The following is a 24,154-nucleotide window of genomic DNA, read 5'->3' as shown; positions in this document are numbered from 1 at the left end:
TACGAATGAAAACATTCTAGAATCGCGCCCCCCACGTTGGTTTGCAGCACCCCACGCGCCCATAGAACGGGCGCATGTTTTTACTGAAACACGAGATTTCACGGATGTCCCTGAAAACCAATCCGCTGCGCAACGCGATCGTCATCGCGCTGGCCGCCAGCTGCACCACCCCCGCCTTCGCACAGAGCGCCGGCGATACCCCGACCAACCTCGACCGCATCGAAATCACCGGCTCGCGCATCCGCCAGGCCAGTGTCGAAACCGCACAGCCGGTGGTCGCGCTCAACCGCGCCGAGATCGAGAAGAAGGGTTACGTCAACGTCGCCGACATCCTGCAGGACATTCCTGCCGCCGGTGCGCCGAGCATGAGCCGCGCCTCGTCGCTGACTTCTTCGCGCGATTTCGGCGGCATGTACGTCAGCCTGCGCAACCTTGGCCCGGAACGCAGCCTGGTGCTGATCGACGGCCGCCGCATGGGCGTCAGCGCCGGCGGCTACTCCGACCTGGCCTCGATCCCGTCGTCCATCGTCGAGCGCGTGGAAGTGCTGACCGACGGCGCCTCCGCGCTGTACGGCTCCGATGCCATCGCCGGTGTGGTCAACATCATCACCCGCAAGAATTTCGATGGTGGCGAGGCCAGCGTCTATGTCGGCCAGTACGGCCAGGGTGACGGCCAGAAGCGCGCATACAGTGCAACCTTCGGCAAGACCTTCGAGCGCGGCTGGTTCAGCGTGGGCGCCGAGCGCACCAAGGAAGACGAGGTGCTGGGCAAGGACCGCGAGTTCAGCCGTTACACCAACGGCCCGCGCCACCCGAACGATGGCCTCAACGGCAACACGCCGTGGGGCTACGTCACCGTCGGCGGCAAGAACCTGACCGTGGGTCCGGGCGGCGACCCAAGCAAGGCCGGCAACTTCCATGCGCCGAACCCGGCCGATGGTGCCAACACCAAGTCGAACATGAGCCTGCTGACCGGCCTGGAGCGCACCTCGGTGTTCGCCAACGGTGGCTTCTCGATCACCGACAACCTGCGCATCGTCGCCGACGCGCTGTACAGCAAGCGCGAGTCGACCAAGCACCTGGCCGGCTACCCGTACTCGGTCAGCGCCGCGCAGGCCCGCAATGGCAGCCGTGCCGCCCTGTCCAAGGACAGCGCGTTCAACCTGTGGGGCCAGGATGCGCTGTTCGCGCACCGCACCGAAGAGCTGCCGCGCGGCACCGAGAACAACCTGGAAACCAAGCGCGCCAGCATCGGCCTGGAAGGCAGCTTCGAAACCGGTTCGCGGTACTGGGACTGGAACATCAACTACATGTACAACCGCAACGAAGGCGAGCGCATCGGTACCGGCAGCATGTACCAGCCGCACGTCAACCTGGCCGTCGGCCCGTCCTTCATGGACGGCAACGTGGCCCGTTGCGGTGCGCCGGGCGCGGTGATCGCCGGCTGCGTGCCGTGGAACCCGGCTGCCCCGATGGGTTACACCGGCCCGGGCTCGCTGAGCAACCAGGACGTGCAGGACTACCTGTTCACCCGCTTCGTCGACAAGATGCAGAGCACCACCAAGGTCGCCAGCGGCAACATCTCCGGTTCGCTGTTCACCCTGCCGGCCGGCGACATCCTGGCCGCGATGGGCTTCGAGCACCGCAGCGAGGAGGCCAGCTACACGCCGGACATGAAGGTGCAGAAGGGCGAGATCGCCGGCACCAGCGGCCAGCCGACCCGCGGCAACTACTCGCTCAACGAGGCCTACCTGGAACTGCAGGTGCCGTTGCTGGCCGACCTGCCGTTCGCCCGCGAACTGTCGCTGGACGTGGCCGGTCGCTACTCGGACTACAACAACTTCGGTTCCACCACCAACAGCAAGTTCGGCCTGAAGTGGAAGCCGATCGACAGCCTGCTGGTGCGCGCCACCTACGGCACCGGCTTCCGTGCGCCGACCGTGGATGACCTGTATGGCGGCACCGTCAGCAGTCGCGACTCGTTCACCGACCCGTGCGATACCTCCTTCGGCACCGCCGCCAGCAGCCCGGCCGTCGCTGCCCGTTGCCAGGCGCTGAAGGTGCCGGCCAACTTCCGCCAGCTCAACAGCGATGGCAGCGTGGCCACCAAGCCCGGCCAGCAGGCCACCACCGATTTCAGCTCGGGTTCCAACCCGGACCTGAAGCCGGAAACCGCCAAGACCTGGACCGTGGGCCTGGTCTACAGCCCGGACTTCGTGCAGGGCCTGGACGTCAGCCTGGACTGGTGGAAGATCCGCATCGACAACGCCATCGTCGGTGAGTCGGCCACCAACATCCTGGAACAGTGCTACGTGCAGGGTTCGGATGCTGCCTGTGGCCGCTTCACCCGTGGCAGCAACGGCCAGGTCAACTCGCTGGACCGCTCGCTGGTCAACGCGGGCTACCGCGAAACTGCCGGCTATGACATCAACGTGCGTTACCGCCTGCCGGAAACCGCGTTCGGCAAGTTCGCCGTCAACTGGAACACCACCTACACCGATTATCTGGAGCAGCGCAACGACAGTGCCGCCACCACCCCGGTGGAACAGCGTACCGGTTGGGCGGGCGACTTCCGCGTGCGCTCCACCTTCAACCTGGATTGGCAGTATGGCGACCTCGGCATCGGCTGGACCGCGCGCTACTACTCCAGCATGAAGGAGAAGTGCTCGTACATGGACGAGTGCAACATGCCGGGCTTCAACTCGTCGTACACCAGCGCCTCGCCGACCAACAAGGTGGGCTCCAACACCTTCCACGACCTGCAGGTGCGCTACAGCCTGCCGTGGGATGGCACCGTGTCGCTGGGCGTGAACAACGTGTTCAACCACCAGGGCCCGATCATGTACAGCCAGCCGAACAGCAGCTTCACCTACTACGGTGGCTTCGACATCGGCCGCTTCATGTACATGAAGTACCAGCAGCGCTTCTAAGCCTGCAACCGCGTTCCCGCCACGGCCATCCCTCTCTCCTGGCCGTGGATGGAAGCAGAACGGCGCCCCTCGGGGCGCCGTTCTTTTTTGCGTGGAAGCAGGGTCGGATCCCCGCCGGCGCTAGCGCTTGGCGCGCATCGTGCGGATGTTGTCGCCGACGAACAGCACCAGGCCAGCCCAGATCGCTGCAAACCCGATCGCCTTGGCAGTGTCGAATGCCTCATGGAAGAAGAACACACCCAGCAGCAGCTGCAGGCTCGGTGCGATGTACTGCAGGATGCCGACCAGCGACAGCGGAATGCGCTTCACGCCGTAGGCGAAGCCGATCAGCGGTACTGCGGTGACCGCGCCGCCGAAGATCAGCAGCAGGTCGTTGCGCCAGCCCCAACCATGGAAGAACGCACCGCCGTGGCCGTTCTCGGCCCAGATCGCAAACGCCAGCGCCGGCAGGAACAGGTACATGCTCTCCACGCCGAGGCCGGCCACCGGGTCGACCGAGACCAGCTTGCGCAGCAGGCCATACAAGCCGAACGAACAGGCCAGGCCCAGCGCGATCCACGGTGGCGTACCTGCATCGATGGTCAGCCAGGCCACGCCCACCGCCGCCATTGCCACCGCTACCCACTGCAGCCGGCGCAGCCGTTCCTTCAGCACCAGCACGCCCAGCAGCACGTTCACCAGCGGGTTGATGAAGTAGCCCAGGCTGGTCTCGATGACATGACCGGCGTTGACCGCCCAGATGTACAGGCCCCAGTTGAACGCGATGGTCAGGCTCGACACCAGCAGGATCGGCAGCGCGCGCGGCTGCGCGGCGATCTTCCGCCACCAGCCCAGGCGCGCACTGATCAACAGCCAACTCAGCACCAGCACCGTGCTCCAGATGATGCGGTGGGCGATGATCTGGAACGAGGGCACCTCGTTGAGCAGGTGCCAATAGACCGGCACCAGGCCCCAGATCACGAAGGTGGATGCAGTGACCAGCAGGCCCCGGCGTTGTTCTTTCTCGTCCATGCTCACTTCTTTCTCGTCCTTGCCATTGTCAGCACCACCACACCCAGAAGAATCACCGCCATCGCCAGCAGGTCGCGCCAACCGAAGCGCTCACCGTTGAGCAGCGCGCCCAGCAGCACCGCGATCACCGGATTGACATACGCGTAGCTGCCCGCGAGCGCCGGGCGCACGTTCTGCAGCAGCCACACGTAGGCAGTGAACGCGACGATGGAGCCGAACACGCACAGATAGGCCATCGCCAGCAGGCCACCGGTATCGGGCAGCGTGGTCGGGCGCTCGCCCACCGCCAGGCCGATCAGCACCAGCAGCACGCCGCCGCAGATCATCTGCCCGGCCGCGGTCATGAACGGACCCGGCAGGTCCAGGCCGCGTGCCCACACAGAACCGAACGCCCAGCCGATCGGCGCGATCAGCAGCAGCACCAGCCCGGTCGGCGAGCCGGTCAGGCTGCTGCCGGCGTTGAGCCAGACCACGCCGAGGAAGCCGATGGCGATGCCCAGCCACTCACCACGGCTGGCATGTTGCCCGCGCAGCGCCGAGAACAGCGCCATCCACAGCGGCACCGAGGCCACCGCCGTGGCGGCCAGGCCCGAGGACACCTCGCGCTCGGCCAGCACCACCATGCCGTTGCCCAGCACCAGCATGGTCACACCCATGATGACCAGGTTGCGCCACTGCCGCAGCGTCGGGTTCGGCAGCTTCCAGAACAGGCGCAAGGCCAGGAACATCAGGCCGCCGGCAATGATGAAGCGGCTGCCGGAGACCATCGTCAGCGGCAGTGCGCCGCCGTGCAGGGCCTTGGCGATGCCCAGATAGGTCGAACCCCAGACCACGTAGACCAGCAGCAGTGCCAGCGCGACAAGGCCACCCCGGGGGGCAGCCGCAGACGAAGAGGGGGGAGCCGACATGACACACCAGGGAGCCGGGGGAAGGCGGATTCTAGGACGTTTTGAGTATGGTCCGGGACCCCATACGGTGGCACGCTGTCATCCATCCATGCACCCTGCTCTGGTCTGCTACCCCGTGTTGACGGCCGATGCAGTACCAAGAGGGCTGCCCGGCCGCGCCGCCCCAAGGCCGGACGCCGTTTTCCCTGCGCACGGACGCGCCGCATCGAGGATTTCCACCCAGATGAGCACCACGTCCCAACCTGTTGTCCCCGCGAACGACCGTGCCGCCTTGCGGCGGTCGATCTCCAACACCCTCAAAGGCTCCGCCGGCAACCTGGTGGAGTGGTATGACGTCTACGTGTACTCGGTGTTCGCCGTGTACTTCGAATCGCAGTTCTTCTCGCCGGACGACAAGAACTCCACCCTGTACGTGTGGGCGATCTTCGCGGCGACCTTCCTGATGCGCCCGATCGGCGCCTGGTTCTTCGGCCGCTTCGCCGACCGCCACGGCCGCCGCCTGGCGCTGACCGTCTCGGTCACGTTGATGGCGCTGTGCTCGTTCCTCATCGCCATCACCCCCACCGCCGCCAGCATCGGCATCTGGGCCGCCGTGATCCTGTTGTTCGCGCGCCTGCTGCAGGGCTTCGCCACTGGCGGCGAGTATGGTGCCAGCGCCACTTACATGTCCGAGGCCGCCATTCCGGGCCGTCGCGGCTTCCTGTCCTCGTTCCACTACGTCACCCTGGTCGGCGGCCACGTGCTGGCCCAGCTGACCCTGCTGCTGATGCTGACCTTCTGGGGCAAGCCGGAGATCTCCGAGTGGGGCTGGCGCATCGCCTTCGGTATCGGTGGCATCGCCGCGGTGGTGGTGTTCTGGCTGCGCCGGGGCATGGACGAATCGCTGTCGGAGTCGTCGATCGAGGCCGCGCGCGAGGGCAAGGCAAAGAAGTCCGGTTCGATGTACGAGTTGTTCGTGCACCAGTGGCGGCCGCTGCTGCTGTGCTTCCTGATCACCGCTGGCGGCACCGTGGCCTTCTACACCTACTCGGTGAACGGCCCGAAGATGATCCAGAGCGCCTTCGCCGGCAACGACCCGATGACCGGCACCCTGATCAACCTGGGCGTGCTGGCCTTCCTGATGGTGCTGCAACCGGTCGGCGGCTGGCTGTCGGACATCATCGGCCGCAAGACCCTGCTGGTGTTCTTCGGCGTCGGCGGCGTGCTGTACAGCTGGTACCTGATCACCCAGCTGCCGCACCAGCATGACGCCACCCTGGCCTTCCTGACCCTGGCGCTGGCATTCGTCATCCTCACCGGCTACACCTCGATCAACGCGGTGGTGAAGGCCGAGCTGTTCCCCACCCACGTGCGTGCACTGGGCGTGGGCCTGGGCTATGCGCTGGCCAACTCGCTGTTCGGCGGCACCGCCCCGCTGCTGTACCAGGGCGCGCTGAAGACCGGCCACGTCGACTGGTTCGCCATCTACGTGACCGCCACGATCGCGGTATCGTTGGTGGTCTATGTGTTCTTCCTTACCAACAAGGGCCCGAACTGGCTCGACGGCACCCGCAAGTAAGCGCGTTGCCGTGATCGCGGCCACTGGCGCAATGCCGGTGGCCGCTACGTCTCCCGCCACCACGCTGATGTGGATCGCGGTGACGCTGGCCGCAGCCACGGCATTGGCCTGGGTGCTGCGCCGCCCCAACGCGCAGGCCACGTGGCCGCGCACGGGTTTCGGGATCGCCCTGCTGGTGTTCTGCGCCGCGCTGGCGCTGCAGCTGGCGATGGACCTGGGCAGCGGCCACAGCTCGCTGCACCTGCGGCTGCATCGCGGCGTCAACGCGGGGCCGCTGGTCGGCCTGCGCACGATGGCGGCGTGCTATCTGGCCGCGCTCGCCGCCGGCGGCTGGGGCGCGTGGAAGCTGCTGCGACGGCGCGGGTAGTGCCGGCCGCTGGCCGGCAACCTCATGAACCTCCGGAAAGAGCAGGGAGTTGCCGGCCAGCGGCCGGCATTACTCAGCGGCGGGCCGCTTCGCTCTTGTCGCGCGCGCCGCGGAACTCCGATTCCTTTTCCCACGTCGGCCAGCGGCGGCTGTTGGCCAGCTCGGCACCCAGGTCGTAGACCAGCAGCGTGTCGGCAGCGTGGCCGCTCGGGTCCCAGCTCGGCGTCCAGGCATCACAGGCCTGGTGGTAGCAGTCGGCGAAGTACTTTTCGCGCAGCGCGCGGCCGCCTTCAACGCCACCGTCCAGCTTGTCCAGGCCCGGGCCGATGGTGATCGCCGGCACGCCCAGGCGGGCGAAGGCAAAGTGATCGGCACGGTAGAAGAAGCCGGCTTCCAGGTTCGGGTCCGGACTGTAGCTGCGGCCACGGGCCTTGGCCACGCGCTCCAGATCGCCTTCCAACGACACCCGGCCCTTGCCCCACGAGGCAATGTCGCGGGTCGGGCCATCCGGGCTGAACATCTCGATGTTCAGCACCGCAGCGGTCTTGTCCAGCGGCGCCAGCGGGTGCGCAGCATAGTAGCTGGCCCCCAGCAGGCCCTTCTCTTCAGCGGTCAGCGCCACGAAGTACAGCGTGCGCTGTGGCTGCGGGCCGGCAGCGAACACCCGACCCAGCTCCAGCACCGTGGCCACGCCGGTGGCGTTGTCGATCGCACCGCGGCGGATGCGGTCCCCCTTGGCGTCGGGCTGACCGATGCCGAACGCATCCCAGTGCGCGGAGAAGATCACGGCCTCGTCAGCATGTTCACCACCGGGCAGCTTGGCGACCACGTTGCGGGTCACCACCTGCTCGCGCTTGAGCGCGAAATCCACGCTCAATTTCGCGTTGTCCAGTGCCACCGGGCGGAAGTCGGCACGCATCGCCTTGCGCTTCTCCGCATCGAAGTCGAGGCCGGCGTCGGCGAAGATCGCCTCGGCCAGCTCGCGCTGCATCCAGCCGCGCAGCGGGGTGTGCTGCGCCATCGCTTCGGCGTGGCCGCGCTCGATGTCGAACAGCGGCGAAGTGCCCGAGCTCTTTACCGTGGCCCAGCCATACGCGGCCGGCGCGGTCTCGTGCACGATCAGCACGCCTTCGGCACCCCGGCGTGCGGCTTCCTCGAACTTGTAGGTCCACCGGCCGTAGTAGGTCACCGCCTTGCCATCGAACGCGCCCGGCGCGTCGGCCTCGAAGTCGGCGTCGTTGATCAGCACCACGGCGATCTTGCCGTGCAGGTCCACGTCCTTGTAGTCGTTCCAGTGGCGTTCCGGTGCGTCGATGCCGTAGCCGACGAACACCAACGGTGCATCCTTGATCTGCACGCGCTTGCGCGGCTGCAGGCTCTGCAGGGTCACGTCCACGCCATTGGCCAGCGCACGCTTGCCCTGCTTCAGCGACAGGCTGGCCTTGGCCTCACCCTCCAGCTGCGCGCGCACCAGCGGCACCGGCTGCACCCAGCTGCCGTCCACGCCGCCCGGCTGCAGGCCATAGCTGCGGAACTGCTCGATCAGGTACTGCACCGTGCGCTCTTCGCCCTCGGTGGCCGGTGCGCGGCCCTCGAACTCATCCGACGCCAGCACACGCACATGCCGCGACAGTGCCTGCGGATCGATGCCGCCACCCGGCAGGTCGTTGGCCGCATGGGCCAGGCCCCCGACGAACAGGCAGGACGACAGCAGCAACACGCGCATCGGATTCACGGCAGTACCACGGCTAGCTTGGAAGTCACCAGAGTGTAACGTGGTCGTGACACCACGGCGCGGCTTGGGCCTGTGTCATCCACGCATCGCGTTGATCTACCTGCTGATGCGATCCAGCCAGCAGGCCAGGCCCTGTGCGTTGAGTTCGATGTCCATCGCCAGCACGGCAATCACCGCCGCATCGTCCAGCGCACAACCATGCTGCTGCGCCCGTTCCAGGTACAGCGCCTGCAGTGCGGCCAGCAGGCAGCGGTGGCGGTCCGGCCGGCCATCGCACTGGCGGCCGATCGCGGCCATCGCATCGATCTGTTCGAACAGGTCGTTGGCCAGTTTCTGCACCTGCTGCACGCGCCCATAGTGGGTCAGGTACATCGCCTGCGGGCCGTAGCCCAGCATGCGTCGGATCGAGGCCTTCATCGCCTCCGGGTCGAACTGCACCGGCGAGGAAGTCGGGAAGATGAAAGCGCCCTGCGCGCTGTCCAGCTCGCGGTAGGAGATGCCGAACGTATCGCCAGTGAACCAGCTGCGGCTGCGCGCATCCCACACGCAATAATGGTGCAGTGCGTGGCCCGGCGTGTGCAGCAGCACCAGCTCGCGGCCAGCGAGATCGATGCGGTGGCCGTCTTCGGCCACCACCACGCGGTGTTCGGGAATCGGCTCGATGCGGCCGTAGCTGCGCGCGATCTCCTCGGCGCCGTACACCGCCGTCGCACCCGCAATCAGCCGGGTCGGGTCGATCATGTGCGGCGCACCGCGCGGATGCAGCACCGCCTTTGCGTTGGGCAGCTGCTGCATCAGCAGTCCGGCGCCGCCGGCGTGGTCCAGGTGCACGTGCGTGAGCAGCAGCCAGTCCACGGCATCCACGCCCAAGCCAGCGTCCACCAGCGCCTGCAGCATCGCCGGCACAGACAGGCCGGTGCCGCAGTCGACGAAGGCCGCGCGGCCGTTTTCAACGATCAGGTAGGCCGCGTCGAAGTCCGGGCGCTGGAAGCCGGTATCGATGGTGTGGATGCTGGGATCGGCGGTCATCGGCACGCACCTGGCAGTCTCGGAAACAGACGCCCATGGTAGGCGCGCAGGCGGCCCGGGTTCGATGCGGCTTTGGTCGGGTAGTGCCGGCCGCTGGCCGGCAACCTCGGGATGGCCGGGAGAATGCATGTGCCGGCCAGCGGCCGGCACTACCGATCAGCCAGAGCGCAATCCGAACCGCGGCCGCAGCAGCAACGCCAGCACCAGCACCGCCAGGAACGCGCCATAGGCATACAGCACCGCCAGCACCTGCGGCCAGATCGGGCCGGCGCCGGGCTGCACCACGCCAATGCGGTAGCCCCACAGCATCGACACGATGCTCAGCGCGAACGCCACGACCAGGGTGGTGCCATCGAACAGGCGCCGCCGCGCGCTGCGCGGCTGGCGCGGAAACAGCCAGTACAGGCTGCCCAGCAGCAGGAACCAGGGCAGGAACAGCAGCAGCGACAACCAGGCCATCGCAGACTCCATGTCATCGCGCCAGAGGCGCGCGGACATCATGCCATGGGTGCTGTGCCACGGTCGTGCCGGCGGGGGTCTTCCCTGTAGAGCCGAGCCCATGCTCGGCTGGGTAGCAAAGCAGCCGAGCGTGGGCTCGGCTCTACAGAGGCGGAGCCGGGTCGAGCATGGCTCGACTCTACAAAGGGCAGGCAGGCCCGGCGATCAGGCCGCTTCGCGCAACGCAGCCAGGGCGGCCAGCACGGCGTCCACCTCGGTTTCCAGCTTGAACAGCTCGCTCTGCAACTGGTCGCCCTGCTCGGCCTGCTTGATCACCGCAATCAACTGGCCGGCATCGCGTGGCGAATCGAAGCCTTCGCTCTGGATCAGCAGCGTGCCGTCACCGGCGGTCAGCTTGAAGTAGAAGCGGCCGTCCTTTTCGCGGTACTGCTTGAACTGCGGCGGCGCCACGCGGGCCACGCCGGCATCTTCGCTGGCGATGTCACCGGCACTGGACAGGTCACGCAGGCCCACCGCATGACGCAGCTCGTCCAGCAGCGGTGCCGCCAGCTGCTCGCGCAGCTGCTGGCCACGGCGCTTGAGCAGCGCTTCGATCTTCTCCGGCTCGGCCATCAGCGCGTTGTAGCGCTCGCGCAGCGGCGACAGCTCGCTGTCGATACGCTCGAACAGCTGCTGCTTGGCGTCGCCCCAACTGATGCCGGCGGCGAAGGCCCTGGCGAATTCCGCGGTCTGTTCCGGCGTCGCGAACGCCTGGTACATCTGGAACAGCGCCGAGCCCTCGGTGTCCTTCGGCTCGCCCGGTGCGCGCGAGTCGGTCAGGATCGAGAACACCAGCTTCTTCAGCTCCTCGCGCGGCACGAACAGCGGAATGGTGTTGTGGTAGCTCTTGCTCATCTTGCGGCCATCCAGGCCCGCCAGCGTTGCCACCTGCTCATCGATCACCACGTCCGGCAGCGGGAAGTACTCCTTGCCGTACACGTGGTTGAAGCGCTGGGCGAAATCGCGTGCCATCTCGATGTGCTGGATCTGGTCACGGCCCACCGGTACCTGGTTGGCCTTGAAGATCAGGATGTCGGCGGCCATCAGCACCGGGTACATGAACAGACCGGCGCTGACGCCTGCGTCCTCGTCCACGCCTTCCTCGCGGTTCTTGTCCACTGCCGCCTTGTAGGCGTGCGCGCGGTTGAGGATGCCCTTGCTGGCGATGGCGGTCAGGAACCACATCAGCTCGGTGGTCTCGCGGATGTCGCTCTGGCGGTAGAACCACACGTGTTCCGGGTCCAGGCCGCAGGCCAGCCAGCTGGCCGCGATCTCCAGGGTCGCGCGCTGGGTGCGCTGCGGGTCCTGCGACTTGATCAGGCTGTGCAGGTCGGCCAGGAAGAAGAAGCTCTCGATCCCCGGCGCGCGGCTGGCCGCGATGGCCGGACGGATGGCGCCAACGTAGTTGCCCAGGTGGGGCGTGCCGGAGGGGGTGATGCCGGTAAGGACTCGGGTCGTCATGACTGCGTGGGGTAACCTTCGATGAACGGGGCCAGTTTACCTTGCACGCCACCAACCCCGTCAGGGCCTGCGGCGCGTTCATTCACGCAACCCCGCTGGAGACGCCCGATGAAACGCCTGCTGCCCCTGCTGCTGATCCTGCCCCTGGCCGGTTTCCGCCCGGCTCCCCTGCCGCCGCCGGTGTACGACGGCGGCCCCGTGCGCATGGCCCTGGTCGACCGCGACCGCGGCACCGAACTGCGCAGCTACCCCGCCGAGGGCCAGCGCTGGGTGGCCGGCGAGCGCGGCCACCGCTACGCCGTGCGCCTGTACAACGACAGCCCTCGCCGGGTACTGGTAGTGCTGTCGGTGGACGGCGTCAACGCCATCTCCGGCGAGGATGCCGATCCCTCGCAGACCGGCTACGTGCTCAATCCCGGCCAGCGCGCCGACATCACCGGCTGGCGCAAGAGCCAGGACGAAGTGGCGCAATTCGTGTTCAGCAGCCCCAGCGGCAGCTATGCCAGCCGCACCGGCCGCCCGGACAACATCGGTGTGGTCGGCGTGGCCGTGTTCGAGGAAGCGCGTCGCTGGCGCCCCGAGCCGATCCTGCGCCGTGGCCTGCCGCCGCCGGCTCCAGCCGCACAGGCCGAAGCGGCGGCCGACGCCAGTGCCAGCCGCATCGAGGGTTTCGCCAGCAAGTCGCAGGCCCCGGCGCTGGGTACCGGCCATGGCGCACGCGAGCAATCCTCGGTACGCGACACCGACTTCGAACGTGCCAGCCGCAGCCCTGCACAGGTATTGCAGCTGCGCTACGACAGTGCCCGCAACCTGCGTGCGCGCGGCATCCTGGTCGATGCGCCCTCGCGCCTGCCGCGCGAACCGCAGGCGTTCCCCAACCGCTACGTGCCGGACCCTCCGGCCCGCTGATCGTCCCGCGCAGACAACACGACGCCCGCAACCTCACGGTGCGGGCGTCGTGATGTGGGGGAAACCGAAGCGCTTACTTGTAGTCCGGGTAGTCCTTGCTCACCGCGTCCTGGAACTCACGCACTTCCTTCTCCGCGCGGTCCTTGGCCCAGCCATAACGTTCCTGCAGGCGGCCGGCCAGATACTCGGCATTGCCTTCGGCCACATCGAAGTCGTCGTTGGTCAGATCGCCCCACTTGGCCTGGGCCTTGCCCTTCAGCTGCGACCACTTGCCGGAAATGATGTCTTTGTTCATTGCTGGGAGTCCTTGGTTGCAACGGCGTTCTTACCGTGGCTCCAGCTTCGCGCAGTCGCTGTTGAGTACCGGTCAACCGGCAATGAAATGCACGCTCACCTGCTTGAATGGTTCACTACGCTTCGACACGTACGCTGCAGAAAAACGCGCAAGCAAAAAGGCCGGGGAGATCCCCCCGGCCTTTTTGCTTTCCGTTCCACTTCAGGCTCAACGGCCCTTGGCGGCGTCCTCAACCTTTTCACCGGCCTTCTGCACGTCCTTGCCGGCACCGGCCACGGTGTTGCAACCGGCCAGCAGGGCCACCGAGAACATCGACAACAGCATCAGGGCAACTACGCGCTTCATGGGCTTCTCCTTGGGTTCGCCGCTATACCGCTTCATTCGCGGATGGGATTCTTTCGCTCGGCGGGAGGGCACCAATGCCCACTGCCGCCGCGTGAAGTGCAATCTGGCGGCAGGGGCGTGGAGCGGGCGTGAACGGTCCGGCGATCCGTTCAGCAGGGGGCGGTCAGTCGCGCATCAGGGTGGACTTGCCGAACAGGCTTTCCACCAGGTCCACGGCCAGTTCGGCGGTGGCATTCTGCTTGTCCAGCAAGGGGTTGAGCTCGACGATGTCCAACGAACCCATGCGCCCGGTGTCGGCGATCATTTCCATCACCAACTGCGCCTCGCGGTAGTTCACCCCGCCCGGCACCGTGGTGCCCACGCCCGGCGCGATGCTGGGGTCGAGGAAATCCACATCGAAGCTGACATGCAGATGGGTGTTCTCATCAATGCCGGCCAGCGCCGCTTCCACGGCACGCTTCATGCCGTTCTCGTCGATGTAGCGCATGTCATAGACATCCACCTTGTGGGTCTTGATCAGGCGCTTCTCTTCCGGGTCCACCGAGCGGATGCCGATCTGGTGCATCTGCGCCGGGGTGATCGCCGGTGCGCTGCCGCCCAGACGGGTCAGCGCGTCCGGGCCGAGGCCGCACAGGCAGGCCACCGGCATGCCGTGGATGTTGCCCGACGGCGTGACATCGCTGGTGTTGAAGTCCGAATGCGCATCCAGCCACAGCACGCGCAGATTCTTCCCCTGCTCGCGGCACCAGCGCGCAACGGCGGTGATCGAACCGATGCCCAGGCAATGGTCGCCACCGAGCATGATCGGCATGCGCCCGGCCTGCAGCTCGGCGTAGCTGGCTTTCATCAGTGCGCGGTTCCAGGCCACCACCTCATCCAGGTGGCGGTAGCCCTCCACCGGCGCGGTCCACGGGTTGCGCGGGCCATCCAGGTTGCCCACGTCGCGCACGTCCACGCCGCGCGCTTCCAGCGCCTCCGGCAGGCCCGCCACGCGCAGCGCCTCCGGCCCCAGCCGTGCGCCGCGATGGCCCGCACCGACATCGGTGGGAACGCCAATCAGGGATACGGAAATGGGATGGGCCATGGGTGCCTCCTGCGGTGCGGAGAAAGAAGCACAGTCTAGCCAGAGCTGTGTGACACCACTCGCGGCGGTGCAGCAGGGCATGGGTCAGATCGCCGCGGCCTGCCAGCCGTATCCGGTCAGGCATTCCAGCGCTGGGTCGTCAGGAATTGGACCTTCCGCGATCCACCTCACATCCCGGTCGGTTTCGCCTCTTACGCAAGGCTGTTGTTGTGTCCACGCTGCGCAGGCACCCTGAAGGTGCCGCCTCACTTCCTCAATCATGGAGCTCCACGCGCATGAAACATGCACTCAATGGACTTGCGGTACTGGCAATTGCCCTGGGCGGACTGTTTCCCGCCGCTGCCAGTGCACCCTCGCAACGCATCACGCATACGGTGACCTCCGATGCGTATCCCATGCAGACGGCAGGCGCACGCCAGGTACTCGACTGGGTGGCGCAGCGGGTAAAGCCGTCGTTCGCTCCCCAGGGCTACGGCAACGTACAGGTGGAACGACAGGCAGTCTCCGTAGGCCGCGCGTCTGCACGCTCGGATGAATCGATACCTGGAAAACTGCCAGACCAGGGCATTCCCGGTGAGATCTACCGGGTGGAAAACCTGCTTCCCGACGGTTCCATCCAGACGTGGGAATTCACCTGGGTGGAACCCTCTTCCGGCCATGGCGGCGGCTGGGACGTCACCGGCTACACCTACAAGAAGGGAAATGACCCGGTGAACCAGCAGTAGCGGAACGGGGGCAACGCGCACCGCGCTGCCCCCTTAGACACGCCGCCGCCGCGCCTCAACCGCCGCGGCGGCGAACCGGCGTCAGGCTCTGCACCTGACCGTTGTTGCGCATCATGCACAGGAAACGGCCGTCGGGATAATCGATGATCAGTTCCTGGTAATCGCTGCCCACCGGCATCTGGGTGACCAGCGCGCCCTGAGCGCCCTTGCGCATGTTGCAGGCGCCCAACGCGGTATCGCCTGCCGGCGCCGGGGTGGTCACCGAAGACACATTGCGGAACACCGCGCGGCAGCCGCCATTGACCCACACCGAGTGCCGCGACAGGCCCCAGTTCCTGCCTTCCTCGCAGCGGGTGCGGCTGAGCTGGCGCACGATTTCCACATTGCCGCGGGTATTCAGATCGCACGACACCTGCTGCTGGCCGGTGGATTCGCAGGTGACTTCGCGCGGTAGCGCGGCATCCCCGGCGGCACCGTCGCGAGAGCGTTCGCCGTTTGCGGCGGGCGCAGGCGTGCCGCTGGCGCTGACTTGGCAGATGCCATTGGCGCCGCCACGGCCGGTGTAGCTGACTTGCGGCGCGCCGTCATCGTTGCGGCTGATCGACAGGGTGATGCCGCTGTTGGCATCGCGTGCTTCGAAATAGCGGTCGTTGAAGCGCTTCAGCGCCGTCTCGCGGCCCTGCACGTAGACCGGCCCGCCATCGTCTGCGTGAACATCGATGCCGCCCGGGCAGCTGGCGTTGAAGAACGGCACGGCGGCCATGGCCGGGGCTGCGAAGGTTGTGACCAACAGTGCGACGGTGAGCGGCAGGGCGTGGCGACGCATGGGTGGGTCCCGAAGGGCATGTGTCCCCAGTATGTGTCGGGGGTCTGCAAATGGTCTGTGAATCAAAAAGCCGGCAGCGCATTCGGGCGTTTGTGTTTGCTATGGTAGATGTGGAGCCTTGCCCGGGCTGTTAAGTCACCTTTACTTCGTGGGCCAGCTCAGGGCATGCGGCAGCGATGGTTCGGGCAGATTTCTCGCTGATGGCGCCACTGCGCAATCTGTCGCTTCTGGCATTGCGATGCCCGAAACGGGCCAAACGCGATAATTCATTTTTCCTTTCAGATCTCCCGATGCCATCGAAACAAACGACTGGCAGGCGGTGATTTCACGTGCGCATGATGAATCGCCACCTGCAAAGGTGGCCGGGTCTTCCAAGCCCGCGTAATCGATGCTGTATACGCTTGCCAGCCGGCGCCGTCTTCCCAAGCGGCGCCGGCTGGCAATCCGTTCGCCGATCGACGGCGGGCGGTGCGTGGGGGCCCCGTGCCCGCCGGCTCATCGATTCCCGGTCTTGGAAGCCACGCATCGCCCGCCACCCTACCGTGGCGGCACCTCTGTTCCTGACGAGGATGCCCGCATGTCCAGAACCCCTCACCCGTACCTGACCGCCACCCTCGGCGAGGCGGCTCTGCGCCTGCCACCTGAACTGGCCCAGCCGTTGGAAGCCGCTTTCGCCGCCGCGAACGAGGCGCCCGCGCCGATCAACCTGCCCGGCTGCCTGCAGCGCATCCAGGCCGGTGACGCCGCCGATGGACAGCCGTGGCCGGGGCCCGCCAGCACACCCGGCCAGGCCGTGGCCGCCGCGCGCCGGGATCGCGCCGCAGTGGGCCTGGTGTCACTGCTGGAGCTGTACCACGCCGCCGAGCGCGTGCGCGTGGACGGGGAAGAGAAAGACGACATCGGCGACGGCACGCGCGAAGGACTGATGCTGGCCTGCCGGGGTCTGGCGGAGTATGTGGCGTTGCAGGTGCGTAGCTGAGGCTGCTGCGGTCGCAGTGTGTGTGCGGCGTTGATCGAAGGATCTGCCCACGTCATACATTGAGCTGACTCACCGGGTTGGGGCGAGAAGACCGGCGAAAGGCGGTTTCTTCATTTTCGTTCCCCCGCCTTTGCGACCGGCGCCGCGCCGACGCATCATGCTCGGCGCATGCCCATGCTGCTCTGGCATGCAAGCGCACACCCAAGGCACGGATCACGGACCCAATCCGCAGTCAAAAGATGCTGTGCTAGATTCAAGAGCGTGACAGTGGCGCGAGAGATGCTTTCATGGATGCGTGGGTCGAGAAATGCGATTCTTCATCAAAACGCGGACTTCGGCGCCGCCTCTGGATCGCAGCGCGTCGTCGCCTCGCGATCGTTATTCCGGCGCTGGTGCTGACAGCATGTTCGAGCGCCGCGACGCCGCCCCCATCAGATCATGTGAATCAAAGACAGGCCATCAAATCAGGGAGTGAAGCTGGTATGGAGCGATTCAAGAACAGCATCGAGCGATTGTCCAATGTGCGTTTTGGCGATATCGATGCGTTGAACGAACAGCTTCACACGCATCTTGGAAAACCGACCCGGCAGGGCCTGAGAGACGAGCGAACCGCAGAACGTGGAATGTTGGGCGGCCTTGAAGTTCGGAACATCTCACTGAGAAGTGCTGTCGATAATCCTGCGCAGGCGAAGCTGACCTTCGATGTCGCGCCACCGAGCGTCGCGCTCAAAGAAGTCATCTGGGAGGGAACCGCGCAATATCCACCTCGGCCTGATGCCCCTGACTCACGCCCTTACTGGACCGCGCCAGTGAACGGTGCTGAGGTTGTACTCACTCTGGCCCCTGACAATGCGACATTGACCCACGTATTGATCAGTCAGCGTTGACCCCCAGGGCAGGAGCTCCAACATGGAACGTACTGAAGACTCTGTACTGCCGCAGCCGCAGGGGGGGCCTCGCCCAGGACCCGAACGTCGGCCGGACTCCCCGTTAGCTGACCCCTCGCTGGCGCCGCTTCTAGCGAAATCCCCAACACTTCGGGCGGGTCTCGCACAGGCCGAGCGCGACGATCTGGAGGTTGTCTGGGGACAAGCCGGTAGGGGCACCTATCTTGTTCCCGGTGAGAAGATCGTTATTGACGAGAACGCGGTTGGACAAGGCTCCAGAATCGCGCGCTCTCTTTCACACGAGGTGGGGCACCATCTCTTCACCGAACGTCCCGATCCGACGTCCAAGCAAACCTATGTAAACACCCTGCTACGCGGAGAAGCCGCTGCGACGCTCAGTAATGTCCAGGTCCAGCGTGAACTCATTGCGGCCGGTGGACCGGACATTGGCGTGTCGGGTACGGGTAATCGACCGCAACAGTATGGAGCCATTGCCGTTGAACTCCAGGCCGGGCGGATCAATCGAAACCAGGCACTTGGACAGATCGCTGAGGTGTTCAAAACGGAGGCTCCTTCTGTTGGTCCTCATGCGACATACGAGCTTTACTATGGCGCGCACTATGATCAGCACATAGCACCCACGCAGCGTCGACGTAGGCCCGAGCCAGAATTTGACGCCGAGCGCACTTCGGCTGCGGAAAGAGACGCCGTGGTCGCCGACGACTCACTCTCAGTGCAGCGAACAGCTTCCTCAGTAGCTGAACTCGGAAACGCTGACCGCTCTCTCTACATGCAGATAAGAGCGGGTGTGGAACGCTTGGACGCCGAGAGCGGGAAGCAGTGGGATGAGTCGAGTCAGCGCATATCCGCGAGTCTGTTGGTGCTCGCGAAGGAGCAGGGGTTTTCAAGAGTTGACCACGTTGCATTGAACAACCCGACAGAGTCCCTTGCACGTGGCGAGAAAGTATTCATCGTCGAGGGGGCGATGGACGATCCTGCCCAACGCCGTGGAACCATGAATATGATGGACGCGCTTCGCGTTCCTGAAGCAGAGTCCCTTCATCGCGCTGAAGCGTTGGCCGCAAATCTTGAACAGCAGCCGGCGCAGCAGGTTCATGCGCAGGACGGGCCATCGTTTTCAAGGTGAGGCTGTCGAGAAAACAGCTCTGCCGCCCTTCGAACCACCGGGCAGGTACCTAGAGCAGCGCAAAGAGGCGCTGAATCTTGGGGTGGTGCCGCTTATCCGAATCGAACGGATGACCTACTGTTTACAAGACAGTTGCTCTACCAACTGAGCTAAAGCGGCATGGGTGGTGCACCGGCGGCAGGGCCGCGGTCCGGGGATTCTAGCGCAACCTTGCGCATTCCAGCGACCGGCTCTGTGCTGCCCCGCTGCGCTGCTGGGCCTGGGCCCGCTGCGTGCCTGCCGCCAGCTGCCCTTCCAGCCACCATTGGCCGGCGTCGCCGCTGGTCACCAGGCGCGGCTGGAACCCGGCGGCCTGCACCGCCGCCATGCGCCGTTCGGCGCCTTCGCGGTTGCGGTACTGGCCCAGCGCCACGGCGTTGGCCTCCTCGCCCTGGCTGATGATGTAGTAGTCGCTCAGGCCGGCGGCGACAATGCGTTTCACGGTGGCCTGGGCTTCATCACGGTTGGCGGCGGCCGGCAGCATCACCCGGTAACGGGCGCTGCCGCTGGCAGCGGGCTGTTCGCGCAGGTGCACCTGGCTGAGCAGCGTGCCGGCCTTGCCCTGCGCGCTGCTCGCGGCGGCGCGGTCGGCGAACGGGCCCAGCGCGACGCAGCGCGGCGGCTCGGCGGCCGCGGGCGGGGTGACGGGCTTTTCCGGTGCCGGAACGGGTACAGGCGGTGTTCCCGGCTTGGCAGCGTCAGCAACCGGCGCAGCCTCAGCCACCTGCGACTTGGCGATCTCCGGCTTGGCCGGCGCAACGGGCGCGGGCGTCGCAGCCACCGCGGTCTTCGCCGCCGGTTCGCGCTCCATCAGCGGTGCGGTCGGGGCGGCCGCAGTGGCCTCGGCTGCGGCATTCTCATCCGCGCCACCCGGCACCCACCGCAGCTCGGCGACGCCAGCCGGTTGCGGCGCAGGCGCAGGCTTCTGCGGCGCATCGCGCAGCAGCCACCAGCAGGCGACGCCGAGATTGAGAATGGCCAGTACGACGATCAGGGCACGGGTCAGCATGCGCGGATACTAGCGCGCGGGCTGGTGCACCGCCCAGCGGGCGAGGCCATCCAGCACCAGCGAGGGGTGGTAATCGGCAGCGGGCAGCAACGGCATCAGCGCCGATGCGCCGCCACCGTGCACGAGCAGCGACGGTGCCACGCCCAGCAGCGTGTGCGCGTGCTGTGCGCTGCGTTCAATCAGCGCCACCGCAGCGCCATCGCAGCCGGAGGCCAGCGCGTCGGCGGTGTCGTTGGCGAACTCGCTGTAGCCGCCACCGGTCGCGGGCAGCTGCACGGCACGGGCGTGCAGTGCTTCGCGCATGGTGGTGGGCGATGCGGAGATGCGGCCACCGTGGTGCTGGCCGTCGGCATCGAGCAGGTCAATCGTCAGCGCGGTGCCCACGCCGACCACCAGCACCGGGCGTTGTGCCTTTGCGGCAGCCAGCAGGGCCAGGAAGCGGTCGACGCCGTACTTTTCCGGCTTGGCATAGGCAATGCGCACACCGGCGCATTCGGCGCTGGTGCGCACCACGTGCACGTTTTCGAAGCGGCGTTGCAGCTGGTCCAGCATCGCGCTGGTCAGCGACGGTGCGGCCACGCTGGCCACGAACGCGGTGCGGCCGCTGGGCAGGCTGTGCGGCGGCTGCCCGGCCATGCCTTCGGCGCCATGCGCCCAGGCCTGTACGTCACCGGCACGGTCACCCTGCAACGGCGCGAACTTGAAGCGCGAGTTGCCGAGGTCGAACAACCAATCGCTCATGCCGCCCTCACGCTGACTTCGCCGGCGTGCAGCAGGCGTTCCTGGCCATCGATGCGCACGCGCAATGCGCCGTCATCGGCCAGGCCAAGCGCAGTACCGTGCTGCCACTGCCCGTCCAGTTCCACGCGCACTTCGCGGCCGGCCAGCATGTCGAAGGCAGCGTAGCGCGGCAGGAACGGAGCGAGGCCTTCGCGATCGAATTCCTCCAGCGCCGGCAGCAGGCGCGCCAGCACGGCAGCAACCACCCCATTGCGGTCCACCGGCTTGCCGGCCAACGTGTCCAGGTCCACCCACGGCTGGGTGATCTGCTCGCCGAACGACGGCGGCATGTGGGTGTTGATGCCGATGCCGATCACCGCGCGCGCCGGGCCGGCGTATTCGCCACCGCCCTCGGCAAGCAGGCCGACCAGCTTTCGCTTGCCATCGACGATCAGGTCGTTCGGCCACTTCAACTGCGCTTGGGTGTAGCCCAGGTCGTGCAGCGCTTCGGCCACGGCGATGCCGGCCACCAGGCTCAACCCGGCCAGGCGCCCCAGGCCGCCGGAGTACAGGCGCATCACCGACAGGTAGATATGCGCGGCCAACGGCGAGGCCCAGGTGCGGCCACGACGGCCGCGGCCGCCAGTCTGGCGTTCGGCCAGCAGGACGCTGACTCCGCGCTGGGGCGCGCTGCACCGCAGCAATTCGGCGTTGGTAGAGTCCACCGTCCAGGCCACCTGCAGGTCGTGCAGCAGGGCCTGGGCATCGGCGGGCAGGCCGGCGCGGATCGCCGCCGGGTCCAGCAGGTCGACCGGGCGGGTCAGGCCATAGCCCTCGCCAGCACGGCCCTCGATGTCCACACCTGCGGCCCTAAGCCCTTGAATACGCTTCCAAATAGCCGCCCGGGTCTGGCCCAGCTCTCGGGCCAGGGCGTCGCCGGACAGGCGACCGGCAGCGAGTTTGGCCAGCAATTGGCGATCGTCCACGGCAGCTTCCACGAAGTCAGGAAGGAATTATGCGGGAAAGCCGCCAGCGACGCCTGCCACGCTGGGTTCCGCAGGGGCTTCCAACGGGGCGCCGGGTTCGGGCTAGAATCGGGAACTCACCCTCCCTTAACGTGGATGTCGTCAATGCGCCGTTATGCCCATTGCCTGATCCTGCTGATGATGCCCTTCGCGGCGTCTGCAACGGCAGCGCTGGACGACAGCCGCGGCGCCTGCGTGTCCTCCAACGGTGATGCCGCCTCGCAGCGCGCGCCGACCGCGACCGCCTCGGCTGCGACCACCAAGCCGGCACCGGTACGCCCTGCGGCCAGCAGTGCCACCAGCACCGGGGGCGGCGGCAGCGACGACGACGTGCTGCAGCGCATCCGTGCGCCGAAGTGGCACAGCTACCTGCCGGGAATGTTCCGCTGATCAAGTCGTTGCTGCAGTGGCTGCGGCCCTCGCCGCGGCCGATCGACGATGCGCTTTGGGAAGACGCCTGCCGCCGTGCGGCCTGGCTGCACGGCCTGGACGACGAACGCCGCGCGCGACTGCGCGTGCTGGCCACGCGCTTCCTGCATGAGAAGACCATTACTCCGATCGGTGAGCTGCAGTTGCAGGCCGGCGACGGCGTGCTGCTGGCCGCGCTGTGCTGCCTGCCGCTGCTGGAGTTCGGCGCGGTGGGGCTGGAGGGCTGGTCGCAACTGATCGTCTACCCGGATGCGTTCCGCGTGCACCGCAGCCACATGGATGCGGCCGGCGTGCTGCACGAGTGGGATGACGAGCTGATCGGCGAGTCGTGGGACAGCGGTCCGTTGATCCTGTCCTGGGCCGATGTGCAGGCCGACCTGGCCGCACCGCACGACGGCTACTGCGTGGCGGTGCATGAGATGGTGCACAAGCTCGATGCGCTGGATGGTGCAATGGACGGCACACCGCCGCTGCCGCGGCAATGGCAGCTTGAGTGGGCAGCCACGTTCCAGCGCGCCTACGACGCCTTCTGCGCGCAGGTGGACGCCGGCGAAGAGACCCTGATCGATCCGTATGCGGCCGAGGCGCCGGAGGAGTTCTTCGCGGTGGCCAGCGAGTACCACTTCTCGGCACCGGATCTGCTGCAGCAGGCGTTGCCGGAGGTGGCCGCGCAGCTGCGGCGGTTCTATGGCGAGCCGCCGAAGATCGAAATGCCGTAGTGCCGGCCGCTGGCCGGCAACCTCATGATCTTCGATGGCATTGCTTGGTTGCCGGCCAGCGGCCGGCACTACCGATCAACGAGGTTTACGGCCCCGGCGGCAAGCGCACTTCGAAGCGGGCGCCACCCAGTTCGGCTGAACGGCCCACGGTCAGTTCGCCGCGGTAGTCCTTGATCAGGTCCTGCACGATCGACAGGCCGATGCCGTGGCCCTGCACGCGCTCGTCGCCACGCACGCCACGCTGCAGCACCTTGCCGATGTCGTCCGGGGCGATGCCCGGGCCATCATCGTCCACCGCCAGCAGCAGGCCGGCACGGCGTGCGTTCGGCGCCGGCAGCGGCTGCGCGGTCAGCAGCACGCGGCGGTTGGCCCACTTGAAGGCGTTCTCCAGCAAGTTACCGAGCAGTTCCTGCAGGTCCCCCGGTTCGCCGTGGAAGCGCGCGGCCGGGTCGATATCGAATTCGCACAGCACGCCCTTGGAGGCGTAGACCTTTTCCAGGCCACGCACGATTTCCTCGGCGTTGGACTCGATCGGCAGCGGCGCGGAGAACAGCTTGTGGCCCGACGAGGCCGCGCGTGCCAACTGGTACGAAACCAGGTTGTTCATGCGCTGCAGCTGCACGTCCAGTTCTTCGCGCAGCGCACCGTCGCCGGCACCGCTGTCCATCTGCGTGCGCAGTACCGCGATTGGCGTTTTCAGGCTGTGCGCCAGATCGGCAAGGGTATTGCGCTGGCGCTCAAGGTTCTCGCGCTCGCTTTCGATGAAGGCGTTGATGCTGTCGGTCAGCGGTTCCAGCTCGCGCGGGTGGCGCTCGCTCATGCGCTCGGTCTCGCCGCGCTGCACCTTGGTCAGCTCGGTGATCACCCGGCGCAGCGGGCGCAGGCTCCACTGCAGGATGACGGTCTGCAGCAGCAGCAGGATCAGGCCGATGCCGCCCAGGTAGAACCAGACGCGGCCACGGAACACGCGCAGCTGCGCACCCAGCGCGCGCGAGTCTTCCATCACGTAGATGGTGTACGGGAATTCGGTGGCGGGGTCGGCGTCGGCGCCCCACACCAGGCCCAGGCCATAGCGGTACACCGAGCCCTGGCTGCCATCGATCTGGATCATCGGCAGCGGACCTTCGAACACTTCCTGGCGCGGCGCCAGCAGGCCGCCACCGACGGTGGGCAGCATCGGGCCTTCGGCGGACATCGAATTGCCCTTGCCGTGCGGCATCACCACCTGCAGGTACAGGCCACTGCCCGGTACGTCGAAGCGCGAATCCGGCGGCTGCTCGCGGATGTACAGCGAGCGGTCGCGGGTGAAGTCGATGCCGGCCGCGTAGGAGGTGGCGTAGTTCTTCAGGCGCTCACGCAGGTTCGCCTTCGCCGTATCGGCGAAGGCGGCGTCGAGCGCGTAACCGGCCAGCGCCAGGAACGCGACCAGGCCCACGGACGCGGCGAGCATCTGGCGCGCCTGCAGTGAGCGCGGCCGCCAGCGTCGGAAGAACCACAGACGGCCGGACATCGTGTTATC

General features: G+C 66.7%; 24 protein-coding genes and 1 tRNA gene. 10 read left to right on the top strand and 15 right to left on the bottom strand.

The window, feature by feature from the left end:
• The first annotated feature begins 104 nt into the window (after window positions 1–104).
• Window positions 105–2,930, top strand: a complete 2,826-nt coding sequence (locus tag ACEPA4_RS01425; RefSeq protein WP_065196034.1) for a TonB-dependent receptor — start codon at window positions 105–107, stop codon at window positions 2,928–2,930.
• 120 nt (window positions 2,931–3,050) lie between these two features.
• Here the strand turns inward: ACEPA4_RS01425 and rarD are convergent, their stop codons facing one another.
• Together rarD and yedA are read right to left on the bottom strand one after the other, a co-directional pair.
• The gene (rarD, locus tag ACEPA4_RS01420) at window positions 3,051–3,947 is read right to left on the bottom strand and encodes an EamA family transporter RarD (protein WP_065185636.1); all 897 of its coding nucleotides are present in this window, start codon (window positions 3,945–3,947) and stop codon (window positions 3,051–3,053) included.
• The gene (yedA, locus tag ACEPA4_RS01415; RefSeq protein WP_005420582.1) at window positions 3,944–4,849 is read right to left on the bottom strand and encodes a drug/metabolite exporter YedA; all 906 of its coding nucleotides are present in this window, start codon (window positions 4,847–4,849) and stop codon (window positions 3,944–3,946) included. Before yedA ends, rarD begins: the two co-directional genes overlap by 4 nt.
• A gap of 223 nt (window positions 4,850–5,072) precedes the next feature.
• On the opposite strand from yedA, the gene ACEPA4_RS01410 reads away from it, so the two are divergent.
• Both ACEPA4_RS01410 and ACEPA4_RS01405 read left to right on the top strand, forming a co-directional pair.
• Entirely contained in the window at window positions 5,073–6,407 is a 1,335-nt protein-coding gene (locus ACEPA4_RS01410; RefSeq protein WP_005420583.1) for an MFS transporter, read from the top strand.
• A 67-nt stretch (window positions 6,408–6,474) separates the two neighbouring features.
• The gene (locus ACEPA4_RS01405) at window positions 6,475–6,774 is read left to right on the top strand and encodes a hypothetical protein (protein ID WP_065185670.1); all 300 of its coding nucleotides are present in this window, start codon (window positions 6,475–6,477) and stop codon (window positions 6,772–6,774) included.
• Between the two features lie 73 nt (window positions 6,775–6,847).
• On the opposite strand, the gene ACEPA4_RS01400 is transcribed toward ACEPA4_RS01405, so the two are convergent.
• The 4 genes from ACEPA4_RS01400 to ACEPA4_RS01385 all read right to left on the bottom strand — a co-directional run bounded on the left by ACEPA4_RS01400 (window position 6,848) and on the right by ACEPA4_RS01385 (window position 11,497).
• Window positions 6,848–8,500, bottom strand: a complete 1,653-nt coding sequence (locus ACEPA4_RS01400) for a M28 family metallopeptidase (RefSeq protein ID WP_053498772.1) — start codon at window positions 8,498–8,500, stop codon at window positions 6,848–6,850.
• A 105-nt stretch (window positions 8,501–8,605) separates the two neighbouring features.
• The gene (locus ACEPA4_RS01395) at window positions 8,606–9,538 is read right to left on the bottom strand and encodes an MBL fold metallo-hydrolase (RefSeq protein ID WP_065185635.1); all 933 of its coding nucleotides are present in this window, start codon (window positions 9,536–9,538) and stop codon (window positions 8,606–8,608) included.
• A gap of 156 nt (window positions 9,539–9,694) precedes the next feature.
• On the bottom strand, window positions 9,695–9,997 hold the full coding sequence (locus tag ACEPA4_RS01390) for a hypothetical protein (RefSeq protein ID WP_032954673.1): 303 nt from the start codon (window positions 9,995–9,997) through the stop codon (window positions 9,695–9,697).
• A gap of 204 nt (window positions 9,998–10,201) precedes the next feature.
• Window positions 10,202–11,497: a tryptophan--tRNA ligase gene (locus ACEPA4_RS01385; RefSeq protein ID WP_065178978.1), complete on the bottom strand. Its 1,296-nt coding sequence runs from the start codon at window positions 11,495–11,497 to the stop codon at window positions 10,202–10,204.
• A gap of 108 nt (window positions 11,498–11,605) precedes the next feature.
• Between ACEPA4_RS01385 and ACEPA4_RS01380 the strand changes: the two genes are divergently transcribed.
• On the top strand, window positions 11,606–12,406 hold the full coding sequence (locus tag ACEPA4_RS01380) for a hypothetical protein (protein WP_262089794.1): 801 nt from the start codon (window positions 11,606–11,608) through the stop codon (window positions 12,404–12,406).
• A gap of 73 nt (window positions 12,407–12,479) precedes the next feature.
• Here ACEPA4_RS01380 and ACEPA4_RS01375 read toward each other — a convergent pair whose 3' ends face one another.
• From ACEPA4_RS01375 to rocF, 3 genes are all read right to left on the bottom strand, one after another.
• Window positions 12,480–12,701 carry a CsbD family protein gene (locus ACEPA4_RS01375; protein WP_004153772.1) on the bottom strand — a complete coding sequence of 74 codons (222 nt, stop codon included), beginning with the start codon at window positions 12,699–12,701 and terminating at the stop codon, window positions 12,480–12,482.
• Between the two features lie 207 nt (window positions 12,702–12,908).
• On the bottom strand, window positions 12,909–13,046 hold the full coding sequence (locus tag ACEPA4_RS01370) for an entericidin A/B family lipoprotein (RefSeq protein WP_005407710.1): 138 nt from the start codon (window positions 13,044–13,046) through the stop codon (window positions 12,909–12,911).
• Window positions 13,047–13,209: 163 nt separating this feature from the next.
• Window positions 13,210–14,130 (bottom strand): arginase, encoded by a 921-nt coding sequence (gene rocF, locus ACEPA4_RS01365; protein WP_262089793.1) that lies wholly within the window; start codon window positions 14,128–14,130, stop codon window positions 13,210–13,212.
• Between the two features lie 275 nt (window positions 14,131–14,405).
• On the opposite strand from rocF, the gene ACEPA4_RS01360 reads away from it, so the two are divergent.
• On the top strand, window positions 14,406–14,855 hold the full coding sequence (locus ACEPA4_RS01360; RefSeq protein WP_053498765.1) for a hypothetical protein: 450 nt from the start codon (window positions 14,406–14,408) through the stop codon (window positions 14,853–14,855).
• A gap of 55 nt (window positions 14,856–14,910) precedes the next feature.
• On the opposite strand, the gene ACEPA4_RS01355 is transcribed toward ACEPA4_RS01360, so the two are convergent.
• Window positions 14,911–15,681, bottom strand: a complete 771-nt coding sequence (locus ACEPA4_RS01355) for a DUF3011 domain-containing protein (protein WP_111176962.1) — start codon at window positions 15,679–15,681, stop codon at window positions 14,911–14,913.
• A 577-nt stretch (window positions 15,682–16,258) separates the two neighbouring features.
• On the opposite strand from ACEPA4_RS01355, the gene ACEPA4_RS01350 reads away from it, so the two are divergent.
• From ACEPA4_RS01350 to ACEPA4_RS01340, 3 genes are all read left to right on the top strand, one after another.
• The gene (locus ACEPA4_RS01350; RefSeq protein ID WP_164229725.1) at window positions 16,259–16,660 is read left to right on the top strand and encodes a hypothetical protein; all 402 of its coding nucleotides are present in this window, start codon (window positions 16,259–16,261) and stop codon (window positions 16,658–16,660) included.
• 287 nt (window positions 16,661–16,947) lie between these two features.
• Window positions 16,948–17,547, top strand: a complete 600-nt coding sequence (locus tag ACEPA4_RS01345; RefSeq protein WP_139726619.1) for a hypothetical protein — start codon at window positions 16,948–16,950, stop codon at window positions 17,545–17,547.
• Between the two features lie 22 nt (window positions 17,548–17,569).
• A complete protein-coding gene (locus ACEPA4_RS01340) occupies window positions 17,570–18,694 on the top strand; it encodes an XVIPCD domain-containing protein (RefSeq protein WP_081280423.1) in 1,125 nt (374 codons plus the stop codon).
• A gap of 83 nt (window positions 18,695–18,777) precedes the next feature.
• Here ACEPA4_RS01340 and ACEPA4_RS01335 read toward each other — a convergent pair.
• The 4 genes from ACEPA4_RS01335 to birA all read right to left on the bottom strand — a co-directional run bounded on the left by ACEPA4_RS01335 (window position 18,778) and on the right by birA (window position 21,448).
• Window positions 18,778–18,853 (bottom strand) — tRNA-Thr (locus ACEPA4_RS01335).
• 40 nt (window positions 18,854–18,893) lie between these two features.
• The gene (locus ACEPA4_RS01330) at window positions 18,894–19,742 is read right to left on the bottom strand and encodes an SPOR domain-containing protein (protein WP_262089789.1); all 849 of its coding nucleotides are present in this window, start codon (window positions 19,740–19,742) and stop codon (window positions 18,894–18,896) included.
• Between the two features lie 9 nt (window positions 19,743–19,751).
• The gene (locus tag ACEPA4_RS01325; RefSeq protein ID WP_262089788.1) at window positions 19,752–20,483 is read right to left on the bottom strand and encodes a type III pantothenate kinase; all 732 of its coding nucleotides are present in this window, start codon (window positions 20,481–20,483) and stop codon (window positions 19,752–19,754) included.
• The gene (gene birA / locus ACEPA4_RS01320) at window positions 20,480–21,448 is read right to left on the bottom strand and encodes a bifunctional biotin--[acetyl-CoA-carboxylase] ligase/biotin operon repressor BirA (protein WP_053498755.1); all 969 of its coding nucleotides are present in this window, start codon (window positions 21,446–21,448) and stop codon (window positions 20,480–20,482) included. Before birA ends, ACEPA4_RS01325 begins: the two co-directional genes overlap by 4 nt.
• Before the next feature lie 144 nt (window positions 21,449–21,592).
• Here birA and ACEPA4_RS01315 point away from each other — a divergent pair, with 144 nt between their 5' ends.
• On the top strand, window positions 21,593–21,877 hold the full coding sequence (locus ACEPA4_RS01315; RefSeq protein WP_014645622.1) for a hypothetical protein: 285 nt from the start codon (window positions 21,593–21,595) through the stop codon (window positions 21,875–21,877).
• Entirely contained in the window at window positions 21,844–22,635 is a 792-nt protein-coding gene (locus tag ACEPA4_RS01310; RefSeq protein ID WP_176556894.1) for a zinc-dependent peptidase, read from the top strand. The genes ACEPA4_RS01315 and ACEPA4_RS01310 overlap by 34 nt, the downstream gene beginning before the upstream one ends.
• Before the next feature lie 85 nt (window positions 22,636–22,720).
• On the opposite strand, the gene ACEPA4_RS01305 is transcribed toward ACEPA4_RS01310, so the two are convergent.
• Window positions 22,721–24,145 (bottom strand): sensor histidine kinase, encoded by a 1,425-nt coding sequence (locus ACEPA4_RS01305; RefSeq protein WP_014645620.1) that lies wholly within the window; start codon window positions 24,143–24,145, stop codon window positions 22,721–22,723.
• Window positions 24,146–24,154 lie beyond the last annotated feature (9 nt).

The organism is Stenotrophomonas sp. P2112 (genome assembly GCF_041897515.1).
Classification (GTDB): domain Bacteria; phylum Pseudomonadota; class Gammaproteobacteria; order Xanthomonadales; family Xanthomonadaceae; genus Stenotrophomonas; species Stenotrophomonas sepilia.
This window is presented reverse-complemented; position numbering and strand designations above follow the sequence as displayed.

Bases quoted from the DNA above. Each gene is read 5' to 3' on its own strand.
- ACEPA4_RS01425 (WP_065196034.1), top strand. From the start codon at position 105: ATGTCCCTGAAAACCAATCCGCTGCGCAACGCGATCGTCATCGCGCTG.
- yedA (WP_005420582.1), bottom strand. From the start codon at position 4,849: ATGTCGGCTCCCCCCTCTTCGTCTGCGGCTGCCCCCCGGGGTGGCCTT.
- ACEPA4_RS01410 (WP_005420583.1), top strand. From the start codon at position 5,073: ATGAGCACCACGTCCCAACCTGTTGTCCCCGCGAACGACCGTGCCGCC.
- ACEPA4_RS01405 (WP_065185670.1), top strand. From the start codon at position 6,475: ATGTGGATCGCGGTGACGCTGGCCGCAGCCACGGCATTGGCCTGGGTG.
- ACEPA4_RS01400 (WP_053498772.1), bottom strand. From the start codon at position 8,500: ATGCGCGTGTTGCTGCTGTCGTCCTGCCTGTTCGTCGGGGGCCTGGCC.
- ACEPA4_RS01395 (WP_065185635.1), bottom strand. From the start codon at position 9,538: ATGACCGCCGATCCCAGCATCCACACCATCGATACCGGCTTCCAGCGC.
- ACEPA4_RS01390 (WP_032954673.1), bottom strand. From the start codon at position 9,997: ATGGCCTGGTTGTCGCTGCTGCTGTTCCTGCCCTGGTTCCTGCTGCTG.
- ACEPA4_RS01385 (WP_065178978.1), bottom strand. From the start codon at position 11,497: ATGACGACCCGAGTCCTTACCGGCATCACCCCCTCCGGCACGCCCCAC.
- ACEPA4_RS01380 (WP_262089794.1), top strand. From the start codon at position 11,606: ATGAAACGCCTGCTGCCCCTGCTGCTGATCCTGCCCCTGGCCGGTTTC.
- ACEPA4_RS01375 (WP_004153772.1), bottom strand. From the start codon at position 12,701: ATGAACAAAGACATCATTTCCGGCAAGTGGTCGCAGCTGAAGGGCAAG.
- ACEPA4_RS01370 (WP_005407710.1), bottom strand. From the start codon at position 13,046: ATGAAGCGCGTAGTTGCCCTGATGCTGTTGTCGATGTTCTCGGTGGCC.
- rocF (WP_262089793.1), bottom strand. From the start codon at position 14,130: ATGGCCCATCCCATTTCCGTATCCCTGATTGGCGTTCCCACCGATGTC.
- ACEPA4_RS01360 (WP_053498765.1), top strand. From the start codon at position 14,406: ATGAAACATGCACTCAATGGACTTGCGGTACTGGCAATTGCCCTGGGC.
- ACEPA4_RS01355 (WP_111176962.1), bottom strand. From the start codon at position 15,681: ATGCGTCGCCACGCCCTGCCGCTCACCGTCGCACTGTTGGTCACAACC.
- ACEPA4_RS01350 (WP_164229725.1), top strand. From the start codon at position 16,259: ATGTCCAGAACCCCTCACCCGTACCTGACCGCCACCCTCGGCGAGGCG.
- ACEPA4_RS01345 (WP_139726619.1), top strand. From the start codon at position 16,948: ATGGATGCGTGGGTCGAGAAATGCGATTCTTCATCAAAACGCGGACTT.
- ACEPA4_RS01340 (WP_081280423.1), top strand. From the start codon at position 17,570: ATGGAACGTACTGAAGACTCTGTACTGCCGCAGCCGCAGGGGGGGCCT.
- ACEPA4_RS01330 (WP_262089789.1), bottom strand. From the start codon at position 19,742: ATGCTGACCCGTGCCCTGATCGTCGTACTGGCCATTCTCAATCTCGGC.
- ACEPA4_RS01325 (WP_262089788.1), bottom strand. From the start codon at position 20,483: ATGAGCGATTGGTTGTTCGACCTCGGCAACTCGCGCTTCAAGTTCGCG.
- ACEPA4_RS01315 (WP_014645622.1), top strand. From the start codon at position 21,593: ATGCGCCGTTATGCCCATTGCCTGATCCTGCTGATGATGCCCTTCGCG.
- ACEPA4_RS01305 (WP_014645620.1), bottom strand. From the start codon at position 24,145: ATGTCCGGCCGTCTGTGGTTCTTCCGACGCTGGCGGCCGCGCTCACTG.